We start from the raw sequence: 21,890 nt of genomic DNA on the forward strand, positions 1-21,890 counted from the left end.
GCGGCCGGCACTACCATCAGATGTGACCAACCATCGCCGGTGCGTCCATCACGGGTCAACCGCCGACGATGCGGCCGTCCACCACGCGCGCCACCTGCTGGCCGAACATCGCCACGTCCTGTGGATCGTGGCTGATCAACAGCAACGGGATGCCGGTCCGGTCCAGCACCGTTTCCAGCTCCTGACGCAGGTGCTGGCGCAGGTCATGGTCCAGTGCGGAGAACGGCTCATCCAGCAGCAGCGCCTGCGGCTGCGTCACCAGGGCGCGCGCCAATGCAGTGCGCTGGCGCTGGCCACCGGAGACCTGCGAGGGCAGCAGATCGCCCACCGTGTCGATGCGGAATGCGTGCAGCCACTGCTCCACCGCATCGAAGCGCTGGCGCGCGCGCGGATTCAACCACCCGCGCTCCAGCCCGAACGCCACGTTCTGGCGCACGCTCAGGTGCGGGAACAACGCGTAATCCTGGAACACGTAGCCCAGCCGGCGGCGCTGCGGCGGCAGATCCACAGCGGTGGCCGCGTCGAACAGGGTCTGCCCCTGCAGGCGCACATGGCCCTGGCCCGGCCGCAGCAGCCCGGCCACCGCCTTCAGGGTCAGGCTCTTGCCGGCGCCTGAAGGCCCGAACAGCACCACCTGCCGCTGCGTGCACTGCAGCGATACGTCCAACACGAAATCCTGGCCGGCCGCCTGCAGGCGGCGCTGCACCTGCAGGTCAAGCCACATCGCGCAGCTCCCGGCGACGCCCGCCCACCAGCCGCGCTGCCAGCAACAGGATCACGATGCACACCACCGAAGTCAGGATCACCAGCGCATTGGCCTTGCCATCCTGGCCGGCCTGCACCGCCTCGTAGATGGCGATCGACAGCGTCTGCGTGCGTCCCGGAATGCTGCCCGCCACCATCAATGTCGCGCCAAACTCACCCATCGCGCGTGCGAAGGCCAGCAGCAGGCCGGCAAGAATGCCGCGCCACGCCAGCGGCAGCGTGACGCGGAAGAACACCGCTGCTTCGGACACTCCAAGCGTGCGCGCGGCCTGCTCCAGCTGTCCGTCCACTTCCTCGAACGCCGCGCGTGCCGGCTTGAACACCAGCGGCAGCGAAGCCACCGCCGCGGCGATCACCGCGGCCTGCCAGGTGAACACCAGGTTGATGCCGAACCACGACTGCAGCCACGCGCCGATCGGGCCGTTGCGGCCGATCAGCACCAGCAGGTAATAGCCCAGCACCGTCGGTGGCAGCACCATCGGCAGGGTCAGCAGCGAATCCAGCAGCTCGCGGCCGGGAAAGCGCCGCCGCGCCAGCAGCGCGCCCAGTGCCACGCCCAGCACCAGATTGATCGCGGTGGCCCAGCCGGCCACCTTCAGCGACAACCCCAGTGCGCTCCAGTCGAAATCCATGCGTCAGGGCTTGCCGAACCCGTGCTTGGCCAGGATCGCCTGGCCCGGCGCCGAACGCACGAAGGCGGTGAAGCGCCTGGCTTCGGCCGACTGCGCGCTGGCCCTGGTCACCGCCAGCGGATAGGCAATGCGCCCCGCCACCGGAACCGCGAAGGCGCGGCGCACCCGGTCGGGCATCGCCTGTGCATCTGTGGCATAGACGAAGCCCGCATCCACTTCACCGCGCGCCACGTAATCCAGCGACTGGCGCACGTTCTGCGTCGTGATGATCCTGCCCTGCACCGACGGCCACAGGCCCGCCGCTTCCAGCGCGCCCTTGGCATAGCGGCCAACCGGCACGCTGTCCGGGTTGCCCAGCGCAACGCGCTGCACACCGGCACCGGCCAGGTCCTTCAAGGTACGCGGCGCAGCCTTGGCCTGCGGCGGCACCACCACCCATAGTGCGTTCACCGCGAACACCTCGCGGGTACCGGCCGCCAGCAGGTCCTGCTGCTGGGCCTGGTCCATCGTGGTTTCATCGGCCGACGCGAACACATCCACCGGTGCGCCACGGCTGATCTGCTGCAGCAGCACGCCGGATGCGGCGAAGTTGAAATCGACCTTGGTTCCCGGGTGCGCCCTCTCATACGCCGCGCCCAGCTCGCGGAAGCTCTCGGTCAGGCTCGAAGCCGCCGACACCGTCAGGTCGGCCGCCCAGGCCGGTACCGTAGCCAGCAGTCCCAGCAACAACAGTCCAGCTCGCTTCATCGTCGGCTCCCGGCCAGGTTCAGTTCGGATCGGATTCGTCGGCCACCGCCAGCGCTGCCAGGCGCTCGGGCTGCAGCAACAGGATCTCGCGCTGCTTCACCGCAATGATCCCATCATCGCTCAGGCGGCGCAGCACGCGGCTGGCGGTTTCCGGCGCCATCCGCAGGTAATTGGCGATCTCGGTACGCGCCATCGTCAGGTTGAAGCGCGTGGCGGAGAAACCGCGCCGCGCGTAGCGCTCGGACATGTCCAGCAGGAACGCGGCCATGCGTTCTTCGGTACGGTGGTTGGCGGCCAGGGTCGCGACCTTGCCGATCTCCGCACTGAGCAGGCTGAACAGCTTGGCCTGCAGCCCCGGCATGCGGGTCGCCAACAGGCTGAGCTTGGGGAACGAGATGCGGCACAGGTGCACGGTGTCCAGCGCCACCGCATTGCAGGGGAAGCGCGAACCGTGGATCGCGTTGAGGCCGATCACTTCGCCCGGCAGGCTGAAGCCCAGCACCTGCTCGTTGCCCTGGCTGTCATCGACGAAGGTCTTGACCATGCCCGCGCGCACCGCAGCAATCGAATCGAACGATTCGCCGGCGCGGAAGATGTAGTCACCTGCATGGAACGGACCGACATGGTCGACCAGCACGTGCAGGTCGCCCAGTGCGGTCTTGTCGTAACCCTGCGACATGCATGCGTCGGAGAACGCGCAGGTGCTGCAGAAGTGCAGTGCGTCGCCATCATCGGCGGCGGCGGGGTTGGGTGTGGCCCGGCCGAGACGGCCCTGCGAAGGCGGAATTGAAGACATCGGGGCAAGACTCAAGCGATGGCGGCCGCCGGCCGGAAGCATGCGGCCATCATACGCCACAGCAGGCGCCCTTCTTCGGCCAGGCGCAGCACGCGCGCATCCCACTGCGCCCAGCCGCGTGCCAGCAGCGGCGACAACGCGGGCAGCTGTTCGGCGAAACATTCCTCGAACGGTTCATCGTTGCGCCACTCGAAGGCAGCCGCATCGAGGGCGTGGTCACAGGCGATGCTCTGCGCCACTTCGGCCACCAACCGCTCGTCCTCGGACAGGATCAGCCCGGCGGAGACTCCCATGTGACCCGCCAGCAGCCGCGCACGCCATTCGCCCAGTTCGTCCTCCAGCCGGTAGAACACCTCGCCGATCTGGCTGCAGGCAGACAGGCCAAGCCCGATGAAATCACTGCGGTCGCGGCGTGGCACGCTGGCAAGATCGCAATGGCGCTGGCCATCGCCCGGACCGTGCGGGTTCGGCAGATCGCCGCGCTGATAGTGATCGCCACCAATCGGTTCGTAACCCGCAGCGCGCAGCAGGCGCCAGGCCTGCAGCCAATGGACGGCCGAGGGGTATTCTGGCAGCGCACACGGCGCCGGCAGCAGGATGCGCTCCGGTGCCTCGGCCAGCACCTCGTGCAGCCGTTCAATGAAGCCAGCGTCCTCGCTGCCGGGTACCCGCAACTGGTAGTAGCGCGCGGTGAAGCCCACCTGTCGCGCCTGTGCCAGCAGGGTCGGCCCCGGTGCATCGGCGCGATCGATCACGTTCAAACGGGTGCAGCCCACCGCACGCAGCTGCGCCGGCGCCAGCGCGCTGCCTGCGTCCAGCCGCACCTCCACCTGGGGCCGCGCCACGGTGCGCAGGTGCTGCGGCACCGCATCCAGCAGCTGGCCGAGCTGCGGCGGCGGCAACGTCTCGGCCAGCCCCAGCTGCAGTACCATCGCCACCACTTCACGGTCCTCGGCCAGCACGTCGGCCTGCAGCCGCAGCGCCAGCAGCAAGGTGTCCAGATAGGCCTGCGGCGGCACACCGCGCCCGCCACGACCGACCTGGAAGCCGAGCGTCAAGCCGCGTGGGATCAGGTGCTCATTGCTGGCGCGCATGGCAGCGCGCCAGCCGCTTTCGCCAAAACCAGTACTGAACTGGTCAGCCGGCGGAAACAGCACGTGCCGCGGTTGCCGCAGCAATGCAGCCTGCAGCGCAGTGTCCTCGCTCTCGTCAACGTGGAAGCTCATGGCAGACATCTTCGGGCGTTCCTCTTCGCGTGGCCCTGATTGAAATCAAGCGTGGCGCATCTGGCGGTTGCTGCCGGCCAGCGTCCGGCACTACCCCTTCACCCACCATTTGGTAGTGCCGGCCGCTGGCCGGCAGCACCCTCCACCCATCGCGCACCGTTCTGGTAGTGCCGGCCGCTGGCCGGCAAACACCTTCACCCACCGCGCACCCGCTCGGCGGCGGCCGCATCGATGGCTTCGGGCAGGTCGGTTTCGCGGTCGATCTGCGGGAAGTGGCGGCGTTCCATACGGCGGATCGCGAAGTGCATCCAGGCCAGTGCAGCGGCCACCAGCACGAACAGCAGCATGAAGCAGCTGCTCCAGATGCCCACCGCATCGTTCAATGCACCGAACACGATCGGCAGGATGAAGCCACCCAGGCCACCGATCATGCCAACCACGCCGCCCACGGCACCCACGTGCTTGGGGTAGTACGCCGGGATGTGCTTGTAGACCGCGGCCTTGCCCAGCGACATGAAGAAGCCCAGCACGAACACCAGCACGGTGAACATCACCACGCCGATGGCCAGATGGAAGTGGATCGGGCCATGGATGCCCTTCACCACATACTCGGTATCCGGGTAGGCCAGCAGGAAGGTGCAGATGGCCGACACGCCGAAGGTCCAGTACATCACCCGGCGCGCCCCCATCCGGTCCGACATCCAGCCACCGACCACGCGGAACAGGCTGGCCGGGATCGAATAGCACGCCGCCAGCATGCCGGCGTGGCCCACGTCCATGCCATAGGCGCCCACCAGGTAGTGCGGCAGCCACAGCGCCAGCGCCACGAAGCCACCGAACACGAAGAAGTAGTACAGCGAGAACCGCCACACCTGCAGGTTCTTCAGTGGCGCCATCTGCTCGGCGAACGGCACCGGCTTCACGCCTTCGCGACGGCGCTGCTCCAGCGACGGATCTTCCTTGCTGAAGAGGAAGAACAGCACCGCCGTGACGGCCAGCGCGACGGCCCAGACCTTGGCGACCATGGTCCAGCCGGCCGCCACCATCACCAGCGGCGCCAGCAGCTTGGTCACCGCCGAGCCGATGTTGCCAGCACCGAAGATGCCCAGTGCGGTGCCCTGCTTGCTGGCCGGGAACCACTTCGAGACGTAGGCCACGCCCACCGAGAAGTTGCCGCCGGCGATACCCACGCACAGCGCGGCAATCAGGAACTGGGTGTAGGTCTGGGCATAGGTCAGCATCCAGGTGGCCACTGCGCCACACAGCATCACCAGCACCATCACCTTGCGGCCACCGAACTGGTCGGACCATATGCCGAGGAAGACCCGGCTGACCGAACCGGTCAGCACCGGCGTGGCGATCAACAGGCCGAACTGGGTGTCATTCAAGCCGAGCTGTTGACTGATCTGGATGCCGATGATCGAAAAGATCATCCACACCGCAAAGCACACGGTGAAGGCGAACGTGCTCAGCCACAGCGCACGTTGCTGCTGCCCGGCACTGGCGGGGGCAAGGGCCTGGTTCATGAATTCTCCTCGTTCAAGGGGGTTCAGCCGATATCCGCTTCGGCTTCGATCTCATCCAGCCCGCGCACCGGGTAGCGTTCCTGCAGCTGCAGCAGGTAGGCCTGCACTTCACGCTGGCGTACCTGCAGCTCCAGGTAGTCACGCAGCTGCGGCAGCACCGCCTCGAACGGCTGCGGCTGGCCTTCCTCGCGTGCATCGACGCAGACCACGTGGTAGCCCCAGCGCGATTCCACCGGGAAACCGGCCAGGCCCTCGCGCAGGCGGAACACCTGGCGGTCGAACTCCGGCGTGGTCTGCCCACGCTGCAGCCAGCCCAGGTCGCCGCCCTCGCTGCTGGATGGGCAACGCGAATGGCGCAGGGCGAAATCGGCGAACAGGTGCGGCGACTCTTTCAGCAGCCCGACCAGCCGCTCGCCCTCGGTACGTGCGGCGAAGCGCCCAGCCACGTCGTCGGCCGGCGCGGCCAGCAGGATATGGCGCAGACGCACGCGGTCGGGGGAGCGGAAGCGCTCCGGGTTCTGCTCGAAGTACCGGCGGCAGTCTTCATCACTCGGTACGCGGTCTTTGATCGCATCTTCCAGCAGCTGTTGGATCAGCACTTCCTCGTCGCTTACTCGGTTGCCCTCCGGCGCCTGCAGCCCAAGCCGCTGCGCTTCCAGGCGCAGCAGCTCGCGCACCACCAGTGCACGTGCCGCTTCGGCACGAGACTGCTCCGGGCGCATCGCCCGGTGGTGCTGCATCTCGCGGGCGATGTCGGCCTCGCTGATCGCGGTCTCGTCCACGAACAGCCGGCACGGTGCCGGCTGCCCGAGCGAGCGCGGCCCCTGCGCTGCCGCGTCATGGTGGTGCGAATGCGCCTCGGCGGGAACCGGCGCAGCGGAGTCGATCACGGTGATCGGCAGGAATTTCGGCAGGCTGCCCATGACTTACTCCCGCGGACCGTAGCGCAGCGTGGCCTGGCGGCGGCGCACCACCTGGTACGGCCTCCACAGGTAGCTGATCGGAATGCTCCACACGTGCACCAGGCGCGTGAACGGCGCGATCAGGAACAGGGTCAGGCCCAGGAAGATATGCATCTTGTAGACCCAGCTGACGCCCTCGATGTAGTCGGCGGCACCGGCACGGAAGGTCACGATGTGCTGTGCCCACTCGGCCAGCTGCACCATCACCCCGCCGTCCAGGTGGCCGGACGAGATGCGGATGCTGTACAGGCCCAGGCACAGCTGGGCGAACAGCAACACCAGCACCAGGGTGTCACCGAAGCTGCCGGTGGCCCGCACGCGCGCGTTGAACAGGCGGCGCACCAGCAGGATGCTGATGCCGATGAAGCACAGTGCGCCGAACACACCACCGACCACCATCGCCAGCATCTGCTTCTGCGAGGAGGTGATGAAGTGCTCGTACACCGCGTGCGGGGTCAGCAGGCCGACCAGGTGGCCACCGAGGATGGCCAGGATGCCGATGTGGAAGCAGTTGCTGCCGATCCGCATGCCCTTGTCCGACAGCATCTGGCTGGAGCCGGTGCGCCAGGTATACATGGCCCTGTCATAGCGGGCCCAGCTGCCGATCAGCAGCACCGCCACGGCGATGTACGGGTAGTACTGGAAGGCGAATTGATGCAGGGAGTAACTCATGGCTGGACCTCTCGATGCGAAGGACGGGCCGGCGAACGCACGGGCGGCTTGCAGTCTTCGGCAGGAGCTTCGGCGCCGAAGCGCACCGCCTCCTCCTCCCACAAACGGTCCATGGCCTCGGCGGTATCGTCGCGGACTTCCTCGCTGGCACGCTGGCGCAGCGCCTGCAGATCGGCCTTGCCGTCACCGGCTTCGACCAGGATCTCGAACAGCACCCGGTGCGGCAGCTCCCGCTCGGCGGCACGCGCCGCCAGCATCCCGGCGATATGGCCGATGTGGTGCAGCCACTCGCGGGCCTCGCTGCCTGGGCGATGGGCCAGAAACTCCAGCAGCAGCGGCAGGTAATCCGGCAGCTCGCGTGCATCCAGTTCGAAGCCGTTGCGGCGGTAGGTTTCGACCAGATCGACCATGGCCTGGCCGCGGTCGCGCGACTCGCCATGGATGTGCTCGAACAGCAGCAGGCTCATCGAGCGGCCGCGGTCGAAACTGGCCAGCCACGCCGCCTGCGCATCCAGCGCATCGGTGGCCAGCAGCTGCTGCACGAAGCTGCGCAGCTGCTGGCGGCGGGTGGCGTTCAGCGCCGGGTCGTCACAGGCGGCGAGCAGTTCCTCGCCGTGCTCCCACAGTTCTTCGCGGGGGTAGTCCAGCAACACCCCGACCAGCTTGAGCACGCTCATCACACCACCTCCTTGCGGCGGTGGTTCGGGCCCTTGTCCACCACGAAGGTGGTGGTCTTGCGCTGGCCGAACAGGTCGGCCGGGCTGTCACCATTGCAGCCGTTGCCGAAGGTGAAGCCGCAGCCGCCGCGCTCGCCGAAGGCGTCGTTGGCATACTCGCGGTGGCCGGTCGGAATCACGAAACGGTCCTCGTAGTTGGCGATGGCCAGGTAGCGGTACATCTCCTCCACCTGGGCGATGCTCAGCCCGGTCTGTTCCAGCACCGAGGTGTCTTCCACGCCGTCCACGTTCCTGGCCCGGCGCCAGGCACGCATCGCCATCAGCCGCTCCAGCGCGCGTACCACCGGCGCCTCGTCACCGGCCGTCAGCAGGTTGGCCAGGTAGCGCATCGGAATGCGCAGCGACGCCACGTCCGGCAGTTCCCCGCTCATGCCCACGCGGCCACGCTCGGCGGCAGACTGGATCGGCGACAGCGGCGGCACGTACCAGACCATCGGCAGCGTGCGGTATTCCGGGTGCAGCGGCAGCGCCAGCTTCCAGTCGATCGCCAGCTTGTACACCGGCGACTGCTTGGCAGACTCCAGCCAGCTGTCCGGGATGCCCTCCTTGCGCGCGGCGGCGATCACCGCCGGATCGTTCGGGTCCAGGAAGATATCCAGGTGGGCCTGGTACAGGTCCTTCTCGGCGGCCACCGAAGCGGCCTCGGCGATGCGGTCGGCGTCGTACAGCATCACGCCCAGGTAGCGGATGCGGCCCACGCAGGTTTCCGAGCACACGGTCGGCTCACCCATCTCGATGCGCGGGTAGCAGAAGATGCACTTCTCCGACTTGCCGCTCTTCCAGTTGTAGTAGATCTTCTTGTACGGGCAGGCCGACACGCACATGCGCCAGCCGCGGCACTTGTCCTGGTCGATCAGCACGATGCCATCTTCCTCGCGCTTGTAGATCGCGCCCGAGGGGCACGCCGACACGCACGCCGGGTTCAGGCAGTGCTCGCACAGGCGCGGCAGGTACATCATGAAAGTCTTCTCGAAGGCGCCGTAGATCTCCTTCTGCACCTGGTCGAAGTTGTAGTCGCGCGATCGCTTGCTGAACTCCGAACCGAGGATCTCCTCCCAGTTCGGGCCCCACTCGATCTTCTGCATGCGCTCGCCACTGATCAGCGAACGCGGCCGCGCGGTGGGCTGGTGCTGGCTGTCCTTGGCGGTGTGCAGGTTCTGGTAGTCGAAATCGAACGGCTCGTAGTAGTCGTCGATCTGCGGCAGGTCCGGGTTGGCGAAGATCTTGGCCAGCATGCGCCAGCGGCCACCCGCGCGTGGCACCAGCTTGCCGCTGCCGGTGCGCACCCAGCCACCGTTCCACTTCTCCTGGTTTTCCCATTCCTTCGGGTAGCCGATGCCCGGCTTGGTTTCCACGTTGTTGAACCAGGCGTACTCGACGCCCTCGCGCGAAGTCCAGACGTTCTTGCAGGTGATCGAGCAGGTATGGCAGCCGATGCACTTGTCCAGGTTCAGCACCATCGCGATCTGTGCACGGACCTTCATCACACCACCTCCTTGCTGGCCGATGCCGAAGCACCAGCGGGCTGCTCATCGGTCGCTCCTGCGCGTCCTGCGCCCGCGACACTCGAACTTCCTTGTTCATCGTCCAACCAATCAATCTTGTCCATCTTGCGTACGATCACGAACTCGTCGCGGTTGGTACCGCAGGTGCCGTAGTAGTTGAAGCCATAGGCCAGCTGCGCGTAGCCGCCGATCATGTGGGTCGGCTTGAGCACGATGCGGGTCACCGAGTTGTGGATGCCGCCGCGGGTGCCGGAAATCTCCGAGCCCGGCACGTTGATGATGCGTTCCTGGGCGTGGTACATCATCGCCATGCCCGGCATCACGCGCTGGCTGACCACCGCGCGCGCAGCAATCGCACCGTTGACGTTGAACAGCTCGATCCAGTCGTTGTCGACGATGCCGGCGCTGCGCGCGTCGTCCTCGCTGATCCACACGATCGGGCCACCGCGCGACAGTGTCTGCATGATCAGGTTGTCGCTGTAGGTGCTGTGGATGCCCCACTTCTGGTGCGGGGTGATCCAGTTCAGCACGATCTCCTTGTTGCCGTTCGGGCGCTGGTTCAGCAGCGGCTCCACCGTGCGCGTGTTGACCGGCGGCCGGTAGCTCATGAAGGCCTCGCCAAAGTCGATCATCCACTCGTGGTCCTGGTAGAACTGCTGGCGACCGGTCACCGTGCGCCACGGAATCAGCTCGTGCACGTTGGTATAGCCGGCGTTGTAGCTGACGTTGTCGTCTTCCAGGCCCGACCAGATCGGCGAGGAAATGATCTTGCGCGGCTGTGCCTGGATGTCACGGAAGCGGATCGCCTCGTGCTCCTTGCCCACGGCCAGGTGGGTGTGCTCGCGGCCGGTGAAGGTGCCCAGCGATTCCCAGGCCTTCACCGCCACGTGGCCGTTGGTTTCCGGCGCCAGGTGCAGGATCACTTCGGCCGCGTCGATCGCGGTCGAGATGGCCGGGCGCCCCTGGCTTACGCCTTCTTCGTGCACGGTGTGGTTCAACTTGCCGAGGAACTCGACCTCGTGCTTCGTGTCCCAGCTCATGCCCTTGCCGCCATTGCCCTGCTTGTCCAGCAGTGGGCCGAGCGAGGTGAACTTGCGGTACAGGTTCGGGTAGTCACGCTCAACCACCGTCATCGACGGCATGGTCTGGCCCGGAATGGCCTCGCACTCGCCCTTCTTCCAGTCGGCTACGCCGAACGGCATGCCCAGCTCGTTGGGGGTGTCGTGCAGGGTCGGCACCAGCACCAGGTCCTTCTCCACACCCAGCACGCCCGGCGCCATCTCGCTCACGGTGCGGGCCACCTCCTTGAAGATGTCCCAGTCACTGCGCGATTCCCAGGCCGGGTCCACCGCCTTCGACAGCGGGTGGATGAACGGGTGCATGTCCGAGGTGTTGAGGTCGTCCTTCTCGTACCAGGTTGCCGTCGGCAGCACGATGTCCGAGTACAGCGCGGTGGTGCACATGCGGAAGTCGAGCGTGACCAGCAGGTCCAGCTTGCCTTCCGGCGCCTCGTCGCGCCACTTCACCTCCTGCGGCTTCACTGCGCCCATTTCGCCCAGGTCCTTGCCCTGCAGCCCGTGGCGCGTACCCAGCAGGTGCCGCAGCATGTACTCGTGGCCCTTGCCCGAGGAACCCAGCAGGTTCGAGCGCCAGATGAACATCATGCGCGGGTGGTTCTGGCTGGCGTCCGGGTCGGCGAAGGCGAAGTCCAGCGAGCCGTCCTTGAACTTGCCCAGCGCATAGTCCGCCGGGGCCACGCCGGCCGCTTCGGCCTCGCGTACCAGCTGCAGCGGGTTGCGGTCCAGCTGCGGGGTGCTCGGCAGCCAGCCCATGCGCACCGCGCGCAGGTTCAGGTCGGCCAGGCTGCCGCCGTACTTGCTCGCATCGGCCAGCGGCGACAGCAGCTCGTCCACCTGCAGCTTCTCGTAGCGCCACTGCCCGGTGTTGAAGTAGAAGAACGAAGTGCCGTTCATGTGGCGCGGCGGCTTGCTCCAGTCCAGGCCGAATGCGAGCGGCTGCCAGCCGGTCTGCGGGCGCAGCTTTTCCTGGCCCACGTAATGCGCCCAGCCGCCACCGGTCTGGCCCACGCAGCCGCACATGATCAGCATGTTGATCAGGCCGCGGTAGTTCATGTCGTTGTGGAACCAGTGGTTCATGCCCGCGCCGACGATGATCATCGATCGGCCGTGGGTCTTGTCGGCGGTACGCGCGAACTCGCGTGCGATCTCGATCACCTCGGCGCGCGACACGCCGGTGATGCGTTCCTGCCACGCCGGCGTGCCCGGCACCATGTCATCGAAGCTCGATGCCACGTTGCCGCCGCCAAAGCCACGGTCCACGCCGTACTGGGCCAGCAGCAGGTCGTAGACCGTGGCCACCAGCGTCTCGCCGCCATCGGCCGTGGCCAGTCGGCGCACCGGAATGTTGCGGTCCAGTACTTCTTCGGCCGGTGCAGCGGTCCAGCCATCGCTTTCAATGCCACCGAAGTACGGGAAGCTCACTGCCTCGATGCCGTCGTTGGCCTCGGACAAGCTCAGGCGCAGGCGCGTATCGGCGCCATTGCTGGCCTTCTCTTCGATGTTCCAACGACCCTTCTCGCCCCAGCGGAAACCGATCGAGCCGTTGGGCACCACGATCTGGCCGCTGTTCTCGTCGTAGGCCAGGGTCTTCCAGTCCGGGTTGTTGGCTTCACCCAGCCCGCCCAGCTCACTGGCACGCAGGAAGCGGCCCGCCACCAGGCGGCCATCGTCGCGACGCTCCAGACGCACCAGCATCGGCATGTCCGAGTACTGGCGGCAGTAGTCCTGGAAATACTGCGAGGGCCAATCAACATGGAACTCGCGCAGGATCACATGGCCGAAGGCAAAGGCCAGCGCCGCGTCGGTGCCCTGCTTGGGGTGCAGCCAGTGGTCGGTCAGCTTGGCCAGCTCGGAATAGTCCGGGCAGATCGCCACCGTCTTGGTGCCGTTGTAGCGCGCCTCGGTGAAGAAATGTGCATCGGGCGTACGCGTCTGCGGCACGTTCGAGCCCCAGGCGATGATGTAGCGACTGTTGTACCAGTCGGCCGATTCGGGCACGTCGGTCTGCTCGCCCCAGATCTGCGGCGAGGCCGGCGGCAGGTCGCAGTACCAGTCGTAGAAGGACAGGCAGGCGCCACCCAGCAGCGACAAATATCGCGCACCGGCGGCGTAGGACACCATCGACATCGCCGGAATCGGCGAGAACCCGACCACGCGGTCCGGGCCGTACTGCTTCACCGTATACAGGTTGGAGGCGGCGATGATCTCGTTGGCCTCTTCCCACTGCAGGCGCACGAAGCCACCCATGCCGCGGCGGGTCTTGTACGAACGCGCCTTCTCCTTGTCCTCCACGATGCTGGCCCAGGCATCGACCGGGGCCTTGCTCTTGCGTGCTTCGCGCCACAGGCGCAGCAGCGTGCCGCGGATCAGCGGGTACTTCAGCCGGTTGGCGCTGTACAGGTACCAGGAATAGCTGGCGCCACGCGGGCAGCCACGCGGTTCATGGTTGGGCAGGTCCGGGCGTGTGCGCGGGTAGTCGGTCTGCTGGGTTTCCCAGGTGACCAGGCCGTTCTTGACGTAGATCTTCCAGCTGCAGGAGCCGGTGCAGTTCACGCCGTGGGTGGATCGTACGATCTTGTCGTACTGCCAGCGGGCGCGGTAACTGTTTTCCCAGTCGCGGCCCTCGCTCTTGGCAAAACCATGGCCATCGGCAAAGGTCTGGGGGTCACGCTTGAAGAACTGCAAGCGATCGAGGAAATAACTCATCGGGGATCTCCCTTTGCGGACATCGGCATCGTGGCTGTGTGTGTCATCTGGCTGCGGTGCGTTTTCATGTCGTCAGCAGGGTGTCTCGGCACCGCGCCGGTAGTACCACCACCAGGTCACGGCCAGGCAGGTGACATAGAAAACAACGAATCCGTACAGCGCCATGTCGGGGCTGCCGGTCAACGTAATGGACGAGCCGTAGCTCTTGGGAATGAAGAAACCGCCGTAGGCACCGATCGCACCGGAGAAACCGACCACTGCGGCCGACTCGATGCTGGCCTGGTGTGCGGCCGTGGCCTTGCCCTCGGCGTTGTCGTTGGCCGACCAGCGCTCATGCAGGGTGCGGAAAATCACCGGGATCATGCGGAAGGTGGTGCCGTTGCCGATGCCACTGAGCACGAACAGCGCCATGAAGCTGAGCAGGAAGCCGTAGAAGTTGCCGCCCTGGCCATCGCTGGGCAGGAAGTGCAGCACGCCGAACACTGCCGCGATCATCAGCGCGAACACCCAGAAGGTCAGGCGTGCACCACCCCAGCGGTCGGCCATGCTGCCACCCACCGAGCGCATCAGCGCGCCCAGCAGCGGGCCGATGAAGGCGTAGGCCAGCGGGTTCACGTCCGGGAACTGGCTCTTCACCAGCATCGGGAAGCCGGCCGAGAAACCGATGTAGGAACCGAAGGTGCCGATGTACAGCCAGCACATCAGCCAGTTGTGCTTGCGGCGGAAGATCACCGCCTGCTCGGAGAACGACGAGCGGGCGCTGGTCAGGTCGTTCATGCCGAACCAGGCCGCGATGGCGCACAGCGCGATGGCCGGCACCCAGATGAAACCGGCGTTCTGCAGGAACAGCGGTGCCCCACCCTCCACCGCGGGCTGCGGTGCACCACCCAGCGCACCGAATACGCCCACGGTGATGACCAGCGGAATCACCGCCTGCGCCACCGACACGCCCACATTGCCCAGGCCGGCGTTCAGGCCCAGCGCCAGGCCCTGCTTCTGCTTGGGGTAGAAGAAGGAGATGTTGGACATCGACGACGAGAAGTTCGCGCCGCCGAAACCACACAGGATCGCGATGGCCACGAACACCCAGTACGGCGTGGCCGGGTTCTGCACCGCAAAGCCGAGCCAGAGCGTCGGCGCCAGCAGCGACGCGGTGGACAGCGCGGTCCAGCGGCGGCCGCCGAAGATCGGGATCACGAACGAATAGAAGATGCGCAGGGTCGCGCCGGACAGGCTGGGCAGTGCCACCAGCCAGAACAGCTGGTCGGTGCTGAAGTTGAAGCCGATCTTCGGCAGGCTGATCGACACCGCCGAGAACAGCACCCAGACCGAGAAGGCCAGCAGCAGCGAAGGGATCGAGATGACCAGGTTGCGGGTGGCGACCCGCTTGCCGGTGCGCTCCCAATAGCCGGGATCCTCCGGCGTCCAGTCGCTGATGACGCGACCGGGACTGGCAGTGCTGCGGACAACAGGATCGCTACCGACGGTCATACATGGCTCCAAGGCTGTGGAATGACGTGGGTACTGCGTTTCAAGTTGTAACCCGTCGTCATGCAGCCATTAGGCCGTGCAGCACGGACGACGGGGTTGATCTGGATCAATCAAGGGCCGGTTTCCACCCTGCCCCTGACAAATGTCAAACCGATGAAGCGGTGCTGCGGCGGGTCACCCCGCGCTGGCGCACGCTGTCGCGCACGTCCACATCGAACTGCAGCTGAAGCTGGCTTCCATCTTCCAGGGCAATGTCGAATGGCAGGCCATCGCGGCACGGCAGCCGCGCCGCCAAGGCCTCGACGGCCGAGCGCGGCAGTACCAGGCGGCAGAAGGTGCCTCCGTCGAGCAGTACCGGTTGATCGCCGCCATGCAGCGACACCGCCATGCCCCAGCCTTCGATACCGCCGAAGCGGGTCATGTTCTCGACCGTTTCACCGGCCAGCAGGCGCGCCAGCTCGGCCTCGTCCAGGCGAAGCCGTACCGATTGGTCCTGCAACTGCACTTTCATGACGCAACATCCTCCCATTGTTCGGGGGTATTGCAGTTGACCAGCCCGGCCTCGTCAACCGGCGCCAGCGCCACGGAATTCACGCCAAGACGACGCTGCAGGGCCTGCAGCGAGCGCGGACCGTCCGGGTCGCCCAGCATCGATTCAAGTACGTTGCGACAAGCATCGTCTATATCCACCAGCATGGGCAGGGGATGGCCGGCAAAGATCGTGCATGGACCGCGATGGCCGTCACGCAATTGCTGCAGCAATCGCGGCGGCAGCAGCGGCGTATCCACCGGCACCACCCAGGCCGGGCCATCGGGCATGCGCATCGCCACGCTGTAGAGCCCGCCCAGCGGCCCGCAACGTGCCACGCGGTCCGGCACGCCGCCGAACGCCGGGTAATTTCCGCTGACCCAGACCTCGCGTGCGCCAGCCTGCATCAACAGGCCCCGCATGTGTTCCAGCAAGGTCCGCCCCTGCCACGGCAGCAGCGCCTTGTCGCGGCCCATCCGGGTGGACAGGCCGCCGGCCAGCACGATGCCGTTGACGCTCATCGCCGTAGAGCCACGCCATGCGTGGCTGCGCCGGCCGGGTGCTCGGGAAAGGCCTCATCCACGCATGGCGTGGATCTACTGAACCCCGCGCCGCCCTGAAGGGTGGGGTCAATGCCCGTGGTCGTGCGCATGATCATGGGCATGGGCGGGTTCGCTGTCCGCATGGCACAGGCTGCAACCCTCGCTCCACTCGCTGTCGCCGTCCTCGTAGTGCTCCTGCTTCCAGATCGGGCACTGGTGCTTGACCACCTCGATCAACTGCCGGCACGCGCGGAACGCTTCGTCGCGGTGCGGGCTGCCCGCGGCCACCACCACCGCCACATCGCCGATGCCCAACCGGCCCTTGGCGTGGGCCACATACAGCTTCAGCTTCGGACCGAACGCCGCCTCGACCTCGGCGGCCAGGCGCTTGAACTCGTTCAGCACCAGCGGCTCGAACAGGTCGTAGGTGATCCCGGTCACCAGCCGGCCGATGTTGACGTCGCGCACCTTGCCGATGAACACGTCGATGCCGCCGAAGCCCGGATCAGAGACCGCAGCAATGCCCTCGGCTGGATCGATCGCCGCCTGCGCGCGGTCCACCACCTTCGCGATGATCTTCTCGCTCATCGCTCAGCCCCCGCTCACTGGTGGCAGGATCGCCACGCGGCCATCGTCGGGCAGCGCCTCGTGGTCGCGCAGCACGCGTTGCTGGTCGGCGAACGCCGAGTAGTCCAGCAGGCCGGCACGGAAACCCGGCCAACGCAGCGGCAGCAGCTCGCGCAGCGCCTGGCGCAGATCGGCCACGGTGCCACCGGCCACATCCACGGCGATCTCGCGGCTGGCATCCAGATCGGAAAACGCACCGAACAACTGCAGATTCACCTGTTTCATCATGACTCCTGGCTCACCAGCTGCACCGGTTCGTGGTGACCCCAGCCCTGCACGCGCACGTAGGTGCCAGCGCTGGCCAGGTCTCCCTCGGCCTCCAGCACCACCCAGGCGTTGGCCTGCAGCATGGACATCAAACGGAACGACTCCTGCCCGGACAGCACGCGCGCACTCAGGCGTCCCTGTCCGTCCATTTCCACCCGCGCACGCGCGTGGAAGCGCAGGCCCGGCGGCTTGCGCACGTCGGCCTGCAGCGGCAGCTGCAACATGAGCTCCGGCGCCAGCCCCAGCAGGCGGCGCAGTACCGGCTCAACGAAGAAGCGCTGGCCCACCGCAGCCGACACCGGGTTGCCGGGCAGGCCGAAATACAGCGCGCCATTGGGCAGCACCGCAAACAGCAGCGGCTTGCCGGGGCGGATCGCCACCTTGTGGAACACGATGCGCGCACCCCGGCCGCGCAGCGCGTCGGGAATGAAATCGTAGCGGCCGGCCGACACCGCGCCGGTGCTGATCAACAGCTGCGCACCCGCGTCCAGCGCTGCATCCAGTACCGCGTTGAACGCGGCCACGTCGTCGCCCACCGTGCCCTGCCAGACCACCTCGGCACCGGCGGCCTGCAGGCGGCCGACCAGGTACGGCCGGTTGCTGTCACGGATCTGACCGGATTCCAGCGTCTGCGCCGCCTCGGTCACCAGTTCCTTGCCGGTGGCGATCACCGCCGCCTTCGGCCGTGCCACCACCGCCACCTCGCCCACGCCGATGGCATGCAGCAGGGTGCGCGCGTTGATGTCCAGCAACTGCCCGGCCCGCAGCACGCGCTCGCCGTCGCTCACATCCTCGCCGCGCAGGCGCACGTTCTGGCCCGGCTTCACCGATGTCTTCAGGGCGATGCGGGCCGGGCGGCCGTCCTCGCTGGCGAGGATCTCCACATTCTCGACCGGCACCACCGTATCCAGCCCAACCGGCATGCGCGCACCGGTCATGATTTCCCAGGCACCCTCGCCGCCTTCGGCGCCAGCATCGCCGGCCGCCTGCCAACCCTGCACGGCAAATTCGGTACCGGCCTCGAACGCCGTGCCGTTGGCGCGCAGCGCGAAGCCGTCCATCGCCGAATTGTCGAACGGCGGCAGCGACTGCGCGCTGTGGATGTCACGGGCCAGCGTGCGGCCCGCGGCCTCATGCAGCGGCAGATGCTCGGCCGGCAGCGGCTTGGCCGCGTCCAGCAGGTGCTGCAAGGCATCGCTGTAGGCAATCATCAGTGGCCATCCCCCTCGACCATCGCCAGGGCATGGCCCAGTACCGGCGCCAGGATATCCAGGCACTGCGCCGCCGCCTTCGGGCTGCCGGGCAATGCGAACACCAGCATGTTGCCCAGCTGTACCACCTCGGCGCGGCTCAGCCAGGCCATCGGCGTGTGCTGCGCACTCAGGGCCCGCACCATCTGCGCCAGGCCATGCACGGGCCGCGCGTTCAAGGAACGCAGCGCCTCCGGGGTCAGGTCACGCGGGCCCAGCCCGGTACCACCGGTACACAGGCACAGGCGCACGCCCTCGGCAGCCAAGGCCTGCAGGCGGCCCGCCAACGGCTCGATGCCATCGGGCAGCACTTCGGCGGCCACTACGTCGCCACCCAGCTTTCTCAGGCCGGTCACCAGGGTCGGGCCGGACACATCCTCATAAGTGCCTTCGCTGGCGCGATCGCTCAGCGTAATCACCGCGCAGGCCGCACCCTCCAACCCCTTAGGTGCACGTGGGTTGAAACGCACGCGCTCGGCCTCGTCCATGCCATCCGGGTGCAGCCAGACCCCGCGCTTGCCGCCTTCCTTGAACAGCAGGCGGATGCCTTCGATGCGCAGTGCCGGTTCCACTGGCTTGCTCAGGTCGTACAGGGTCAGCAACGCCGCGTTGACACCAGCCAGCGCCTCCATCTCGACGCCGGTGCGTGCCTCGCTGGCGCACTCGCACCACACGCGGATCGCCTGCCGCTCCGGCACCGGTGCGCAGAACACCTGCACCAGTTCCAGCGGCAGCGGATGGCACAGCGGCATCAGCATCGACGCCATCTTGGCGCCCTGCAGGCCGGCAATCTCGGCCATCACCAGCGCATCGCCTTTGGGCAGGCGGCGCTCGACGATCAGCGGATAGGCCACTGGACCGGCATGCAGCTCGCCCACCGCCACCGCACGGCGGCGGCTGATGCGCTTGTTACGGACATCGGCCATGTGGAAGGCCGCATTCAATTCCCCACTCATCGTGTTGCTCATCCTCCGATGGAGGCCAGGTGCGGGGTCAGCCCGGTCTGGCCCTGGTGCAGTCCATGCCCGGCCGCTTTCAGGCCAAGCTGTGTGGTGATGCGTGCCAGCAGCGCGTCGTGGTCCTCATCGCGCTGCAGCAGCGGGCGCAGCGGTACGCCGAACTCGCCGAACAGGCACAGCCGCAAGTCGCCCTTGGCGGTCACCCGCAGGCGGTTGCAGCCCTTGCAGAAGTCACGCGAATACGGGGCAATGATGCCGATGCTGCCGCGATGGTCGGGGTGGCCGAACTCGCGCGCCGGGCCGGCGTCGGCGGCGCGCGGACGCTCGTGCCAGCCAGCGGCCAGCAGCTGCTCGATCACCACGTCGGCGCGCAGGTGGTGGCGCTGGAAATAGGCTTCGTTGTCGCCGGTGCGCATCAGTTCGATGAAGCGCACGCTGAAGGGGCGGCCACGCAGGTAGTCCATCCACTGCGGCAACTCGTCATCGTTCAGGCCACGCAGCAGCACCGCGTTGAGCTTGATCGCCGGCAGGCCCAACGCCTGCGCCAGGGCCAGGCCCTGTTCGATCTCCGGCAGGCGGTCGTGCCCGGTGATGGTCTTGAAGCGTTCGCGCTGCAGGCTGTCCATGCTCACGTTCAGCGCAGTCAGGCCGGCCCGGTGCCACCCCGGCAGGCGCCGCGGCAGCAACGTGCCATTGGTGGTGATGGCCACCTTGCGGATGCCCGGCACCGCCGCCACGGTGGCGATGATCTCGTCCAGATCCTTGCGCAGGCTGGGCTCGCCGCCGGTCAGGCGGATCTTGCTCATACCCAGCGCGGCAAACGCACGCACCAGCCTCGCGATTTCATCCACCTGCAGGAAGCGCGGGCGGCCATCGGCCTGGTAACCGTCGGGCAGGCAGTAGCTGCAACGGAAGTTGCAGGCTTCGGTCAACGACAGGCGCAGGTACGGAAAGCTGCGTCCGAAACCGTCGGTGAGTTGGCTCATGGCTGGTCCACCTTGTTGCTCCACCGTCTTGCCTGTGCCCGGAACGGCCCGGATACCCTCGCCTGCTGGAACGATTGCCAGAGTACGCGGCCTTCAGTTCCATGGGCATGACTTAAATCAATCGCGTTCGGCCCCGCGCGGCAGGCGTTGTGGCAGCATGCGGCTTTCCGTGCAGCGGGCGTGTGACAACCCTCATGATGATGAACGATTTCCAGCAACTGCTGCATGCCGCCGGCGAGCAGGCTGAACCGCAACGCCTGCTGTTCGTATTCGTGCGCGCCGAGCTGCCCGAATCGCCCACCGGTGACCAGCGCGACCGGCATGACCGCCGCGAGGGCGGCACCCTGTCGCCGGTGCTGTGCGTGGACAAGCTGCCAGCCGAGGTGCCCAGCTTCCAGGCGCTGGCGACCGAATCGACCACCACCGGCATCGACTGGGACCTGGTGTTCGTGGCGGCGCTGGATGGCAGAGGCGGTTTCGCACCCAACAGCGACGAAGCCGCGCGCCCGCTGAAGCTGATGGTCAACGCCATCCATGACGGTCAGATCGGCCGCTTCGCCGCCTTCGACCGTGGCGGCGAGCCCGTTCAGTTCTATTGAGCCACCAGCTGCAGGGTCAGGAAGAAGATCACCAGCACGGTGTTCAGCCCCCAGGCGACGGTCAACCCGCGCGCCGCCACACCCAGGTTGGGGTTGTGCGCGGTGGGCGCCGCCCGCCAGACCGCCGGGATGATCCAGCCGGTATAAAGCAGCAGCACGGCAAATACCCCCAGCAGCAGCGTGGTGCGCTGGTTGGCCAGGGCCCAGAGGGCCACCGCCCACAGAATGTTGCTGGGAATGACGCCCTGCAGCCAGAACACACTCCACAGGCGGGAACGGCCCTGGGTGTCGGGGGTGGGGTGCAGCGAAGCGGTCGCGGTCATAAGTCTCCTTCTGTTTAGGAAACGTGCTGAACAAGCCTGCGCTTGGTGGCTGGGAACGTCAACCCGAGTCGCACGTCACGCTTTGACGCTTGTAGAGGCGGGCCATGCTCGACTCAGGCCCTTCCCTTCAGAGCCTGTCGTCATCGCCCCTCCCCCCTTGTTCCCTAACGCCCCCCAACCTCGACACCTGTCGCAGATTGCACGGTGCGGGCGGACCGCCGCGCCAGCTAGCGCTGGCGGTGCTTAACAGCGTGGGAGAATGCCGAAAGCGTCTCCAATCGAGTGATGTTTGCAACTCTTCTGATTGGCATTGCACAGCGCCACGGGCTCAGATGGCGTGCCACCGGAAAAGGGTGGCCGGGTTTCGAATCCCGAGTTGGTCCTGAGTGATTGCGCTTGCCAGTCGGCGTCCACATTCCGTGGCGCCGGCTGGCAATCCGTCTGCCGGCTATGGCGGGCGGTGCGTGGGGGCGTTCGCGCCCACCGGCTTGGGACCAACCCGGATTCGAACCACGTACCGCCCGCCACTTTTATGGGTGGCGGCTACCGATTGCCCTGCACGGAGCCTTGCCATGAACGAATCGGACTTCCCGCATCTGCACGCCTACCGCAGCACCGCCGGCGACGACGGTTCGCCACAGGCTGCGCCAACAGTGGACAGGAACACCTTCATTGCCAATCTCCACCGCATCGGCTCCGGTGCGGCGGCTGATGGGCAGCCGTGGCCGGAGCGGCATCAGCTGCCCGGGCGCTGCCTGGCCCTGGCCGATGCCGATTGCGCGTTGAGCGGGTTGCGGGTGGTGCTGGAAATGCTGCTGGCGGCCGAACGCACCCGGCAGAATGGCGAACCCGAAGAGTACGTGGGCGACCGGGTGATGGAGGGGTTGGTCATGGCCTGCCAGTCGTTGTGCGCGCAGGCGGTGGGGCGCTTGCAGCCCGAAGGGTGAAGGCGATGCGCAACGCC

Annotated in this window: 22 protein-coding genes; 2 read left to right on the forward strand and 20 right to left on the reverse strand. The window is 66.9% G+C overall.

The features are described 5' to 3' along the window. Positions 1-55: 55 nt before the first annotated feature. The 19 genes from AC5P5X_RS04015 to moaA all read right to left on the reverse strand — a co-directional run bounded on the left by AC5P5X_RS04015 (position 56) and on the right by moaA (position 20,004). Positions 56-724, reverse strand: coding sequence for a sulfate/molybdate ABC transporter ATP-binding protein (locus tag AC5P5X_RS04015; protein ID WP_005413665.1), 669 nt, complete (start codon positions 722-724; stop codon positions 56-58). Further along, positions 714-1,397 (reverse strand): molybdate ABC transporter permease subunit, encoded by a 684-nt coding sequence (gene modB, locus AC5P5X_RS04020; protein WP_005413666.1) that lies wholly within the window; start codon positions 1,395-1,397, stop codon positions 714-716. Before modB ends, AC5P5X_RS04015 begins: the two co-directional genes overlap by 11 nt. 3 nt (positions 1,398-1,400) lie before the next feature. Beyond that, on the reverse strand, positions 1,401-2,144 hold the full coding sequence (gene modA / locus AC5P5X_RS04025; RefSeq protein WP_111189318.1) for a molybdate ABC transporter substrate-binding protein: 744 nt from the start codon (positions 2,142-2,144) through the stop codon (positions 1,401-1,403). Positions 2,145-2,163: 19 nt separating this feature from the next. Next, entirely contained in the window at positions 2,164-2,940 is a 777-nt protein-coding gene (locus tag AC5P5X_RS04030) for a helix-turn-helix domain-containing protein (protein WP_010485317.1), read from the reverse strand. Between the two features lie 11 nt (positions 2,941-2,951). After that, entirely contained in the window at positions 2,952-4,166 is a 1,215-nt protein-coding gene (locus tag AC5P5X_RS04035) for an oxygen-independent coproporphyrinogen III oxidase (RefSeq protein WP_044570336.1), read from the reverse strand. A 194-nt stretch (positions 4,167-4,360) separates the two neighbouring features. Further along, positions 4,361-5,692, reverse strand: a complete 1,332-nt coding sequence (locus AC5P5X_RS04040) for an MFS transporter (protein WP_111189319.1) — start codon at positions 5,690-5,692, stop codon at positions 4,361-4,363. Positions 5,693-5,715: 23 nt separating this feature from the next. After that, the gene (locus AC5P5X_RS04045; protein WP_012480467.1) at positions 5,716-6,615 is read right to left on the reverse strand and encodes a peptidylprolyl isomerase; all 900 of its coding nucleotides are present in this window, start codon (positions 6,613-6,615) and stop codon (positions 5,716-5,718) included. A 3-nt stretch (positions 6,616-6,618) separates the two neighbouring features. Beyond that, entirely contained in the window at positions 6,619-7,326 is a 708-nt protein-coding gene (narI, locus tag AC5P5X_RS04050; protein ID WP_012480468.1) for a respiratory nitrate reductase subunit gamma, read from the reverse strand. After that, the gene (gene narJ, locus AC5P5X_RS04055) at positions 7,323-8,003 is read right to left on the reverse strand and encodes a nitrate reductase molybdenum cofactor assembly chaperone (RefSeq protein WP_043396264.1); all 681 of its coding nucleotides are present in this window, start codon (positions 8,001-8,003) and stop codon (positions 7,323-7,325) included. Before narJ ends, narI begins: the two co-directional genes overlap by 4 nt. Further along, entirely contained in the window at positions 8,003-9,547 is a 1,545-nt protein-coding gene (narH, locus tag AC5P5X_RS04060; protein WP_012480470.1) for a nitrate reductase subunit beta, read from the reverse strand. The genes narJ and narH overlap by 1 nt, the downstream gene beginning before the upstream one ends. Beyond that, positions 9,547-13,353 (reverse strand): nitrate reductase subunit alpha, encoded by a 3,807-nt coding sequence (locus tag AC5P5X_RS04065; RefSeq protein ID WP_012480471.1) that lies wholly within the window; start codon positions 13,351-13,353, stop codon positions 9,547-9,549. The genes narH and AC5P5X_RS04065 overlap by 1 nt, the downstream gene beginning before the upstream one ends. Before the next feature lie 72 nt (positions 13,354-13,425). Further along, positions 13,426-14,844 (reverse strand): NarK family nitrate/nitrite MFS transporter, encoded by a 1,419-nt coding sequence (locus tag AC5P5X_RS04070; protein ID WP_012480472.1) that lies wholly within the window; start codon positions 14,842-14,844, stop codon positions 13,426-13,428. A 145-nt stretch (positions 14,845-14,989) separates the two neighbouring features. Beyond that, positions 14,990-15,355 carry a DUF7009 family protein gene (locus AC5P5X_RS04075; protein WP_012480473.1) on the reverse strand — a complete coding sequence of 122 codons (366 nt, stop codon included), beginning with the start codon at positions 15,353-15,355 and terminating at the stop codon, positions 14,990-14,992. Further along, positions 15,352-15,894: a molybdenum cofactor guanylyltransferase gene (mobA, locus tag AC5P5X_RS04080; protein WP_012480474.1), complete on the reverse strand. Its 543-nt coding sequence runs from the start codon at positions 15,892-15,894 to the stop codon at positions 15,352-15,354. Before mobA ends, AC5P5X_RS04075 begins: the two co-directional genes overlap by 4 nt. A gap of 108 nt (positions 15,895-16,002) precedes the next feature. Then, positions 16,003-16,503, reverse strand: coding sequence for a molybdenum cofactor biosynthesis protein MoaE (locus tag AC5P5X_RS04085; RefSeq protein ID WP_012480475.1), 501 nt, complete (start codon positions 16,501-16,503; stop codon positions 16,003-16,005). Between the two features lie 3 nt (positions 16,504-16,506). Further along, positions 16,507-16,767 carry a MoaD/ThiS family protein gene (locus tag AC5P5X_RS04090; RefSeq protein WP_019337814.1) on the reverse strand — a complete coding sequence of 87 codons (261 nt, stop codon included), beginning with the start codon at positions 16,765-16,767 and terminating at the stop codon, positions 16,507-16,509. Further along, positions 16,767-18,020 carry a molybdopterin molybdotransferase MoeA gene (locus AC5P5X_RS04095; RefSeq protein ID WP_062606550.1) on the reverse strand — a complete coding sequence of 418 codons (1,254 nt, stop codon included), beginning with the start codon at positions 18,018-18,020 and terminating at the stop codon, positions 16,767-16,769. The genes AC5P5X_RS04090 and AC5P5X_RS04095 overlap by 1 nt, the downstream gene beginning before the upstream one ends. Further along, positions 18,020-19,015, reverse strand: coding sequence for a bifunctional molybdenum cofactor biosynthesis protein MoaC/MoaB (moaCB, locus tag AC5P5X_RS04100; RefSeq protein WP_043033279.1), 996 nt, complete (start codon positions 19,013-19,015; stop codon positions 18,020-18,022). Before moaCB ends, AC5P5X_RS04095 begins: the two co-directional genes overlap by 1 nt. An 8-nt stretch (positions 19,016-19,023) precedes the next feature. Continuing rightward, complete coding sequence (gene moaA / locus AC5P5X_RS04105) at positions 19,024-20,004, reverse strand: GTP 3',8-cyclase MoaA (protein ID WP_012480479.1); 981 nt, start codon at positions 20,002-20,004, stop codon at positions 19,024-19,026. 194 nt (positions 20,005-20,198) lie between these two features. Between moaA and AC5P5X_RS04110 the strand changes: the two genes are divergently transcribed. Further along, positions 20,199-20,603, forward strand: a complete 405-nt coding sequence (locus AC5P5X_RS04110; RefSeq protein WP_012480480.1) for a hypothetical protein — start codon at positions 20,199-20,201, stop codon at positions 20,601-20,603. On the opposite strand, the gene AC5P5X_RS04115 is transcribed toward AC5P5X_RS04110, so the two are convergent. After that, complete coding sequence (locus tag AC5P5X_RS04115; RefSeq protein ID WP_005416862.1) at positions 20,597-20,926, reverse strand: hypothetical protein; 330 nt, start codon at positions 20,924-20,926, stop codon at positions 20,597-20,599. The genes AC5P5X_RS04110 and AC5P5X_RS04115 overlap by 7 nt on opposite strands. A 572-nt stretch (positions 20,927-21,498) precedes the next feature. Between AC5P5X_RS04115 and AC5P5X_RS04120 the strand changes: the two genes are divergently transcribed. Then, on the forward strand, positions 21,499-21,873 hold the full coding sequence (locus tag AC5P5X_RS04120) for a hypothetical protein (RefSeq protein ID WP_044570359.1): 375 nt from the start codon (positions 21,499-21,501) through the stop codon (positions 21,871-21,873). Positions 21,874-21,890: the final 17 nt, after the last annotated feature.

It is taken from the genome of Stenotrophomonas sp. YJH_SMC_91, assembly GCF_059368495.1.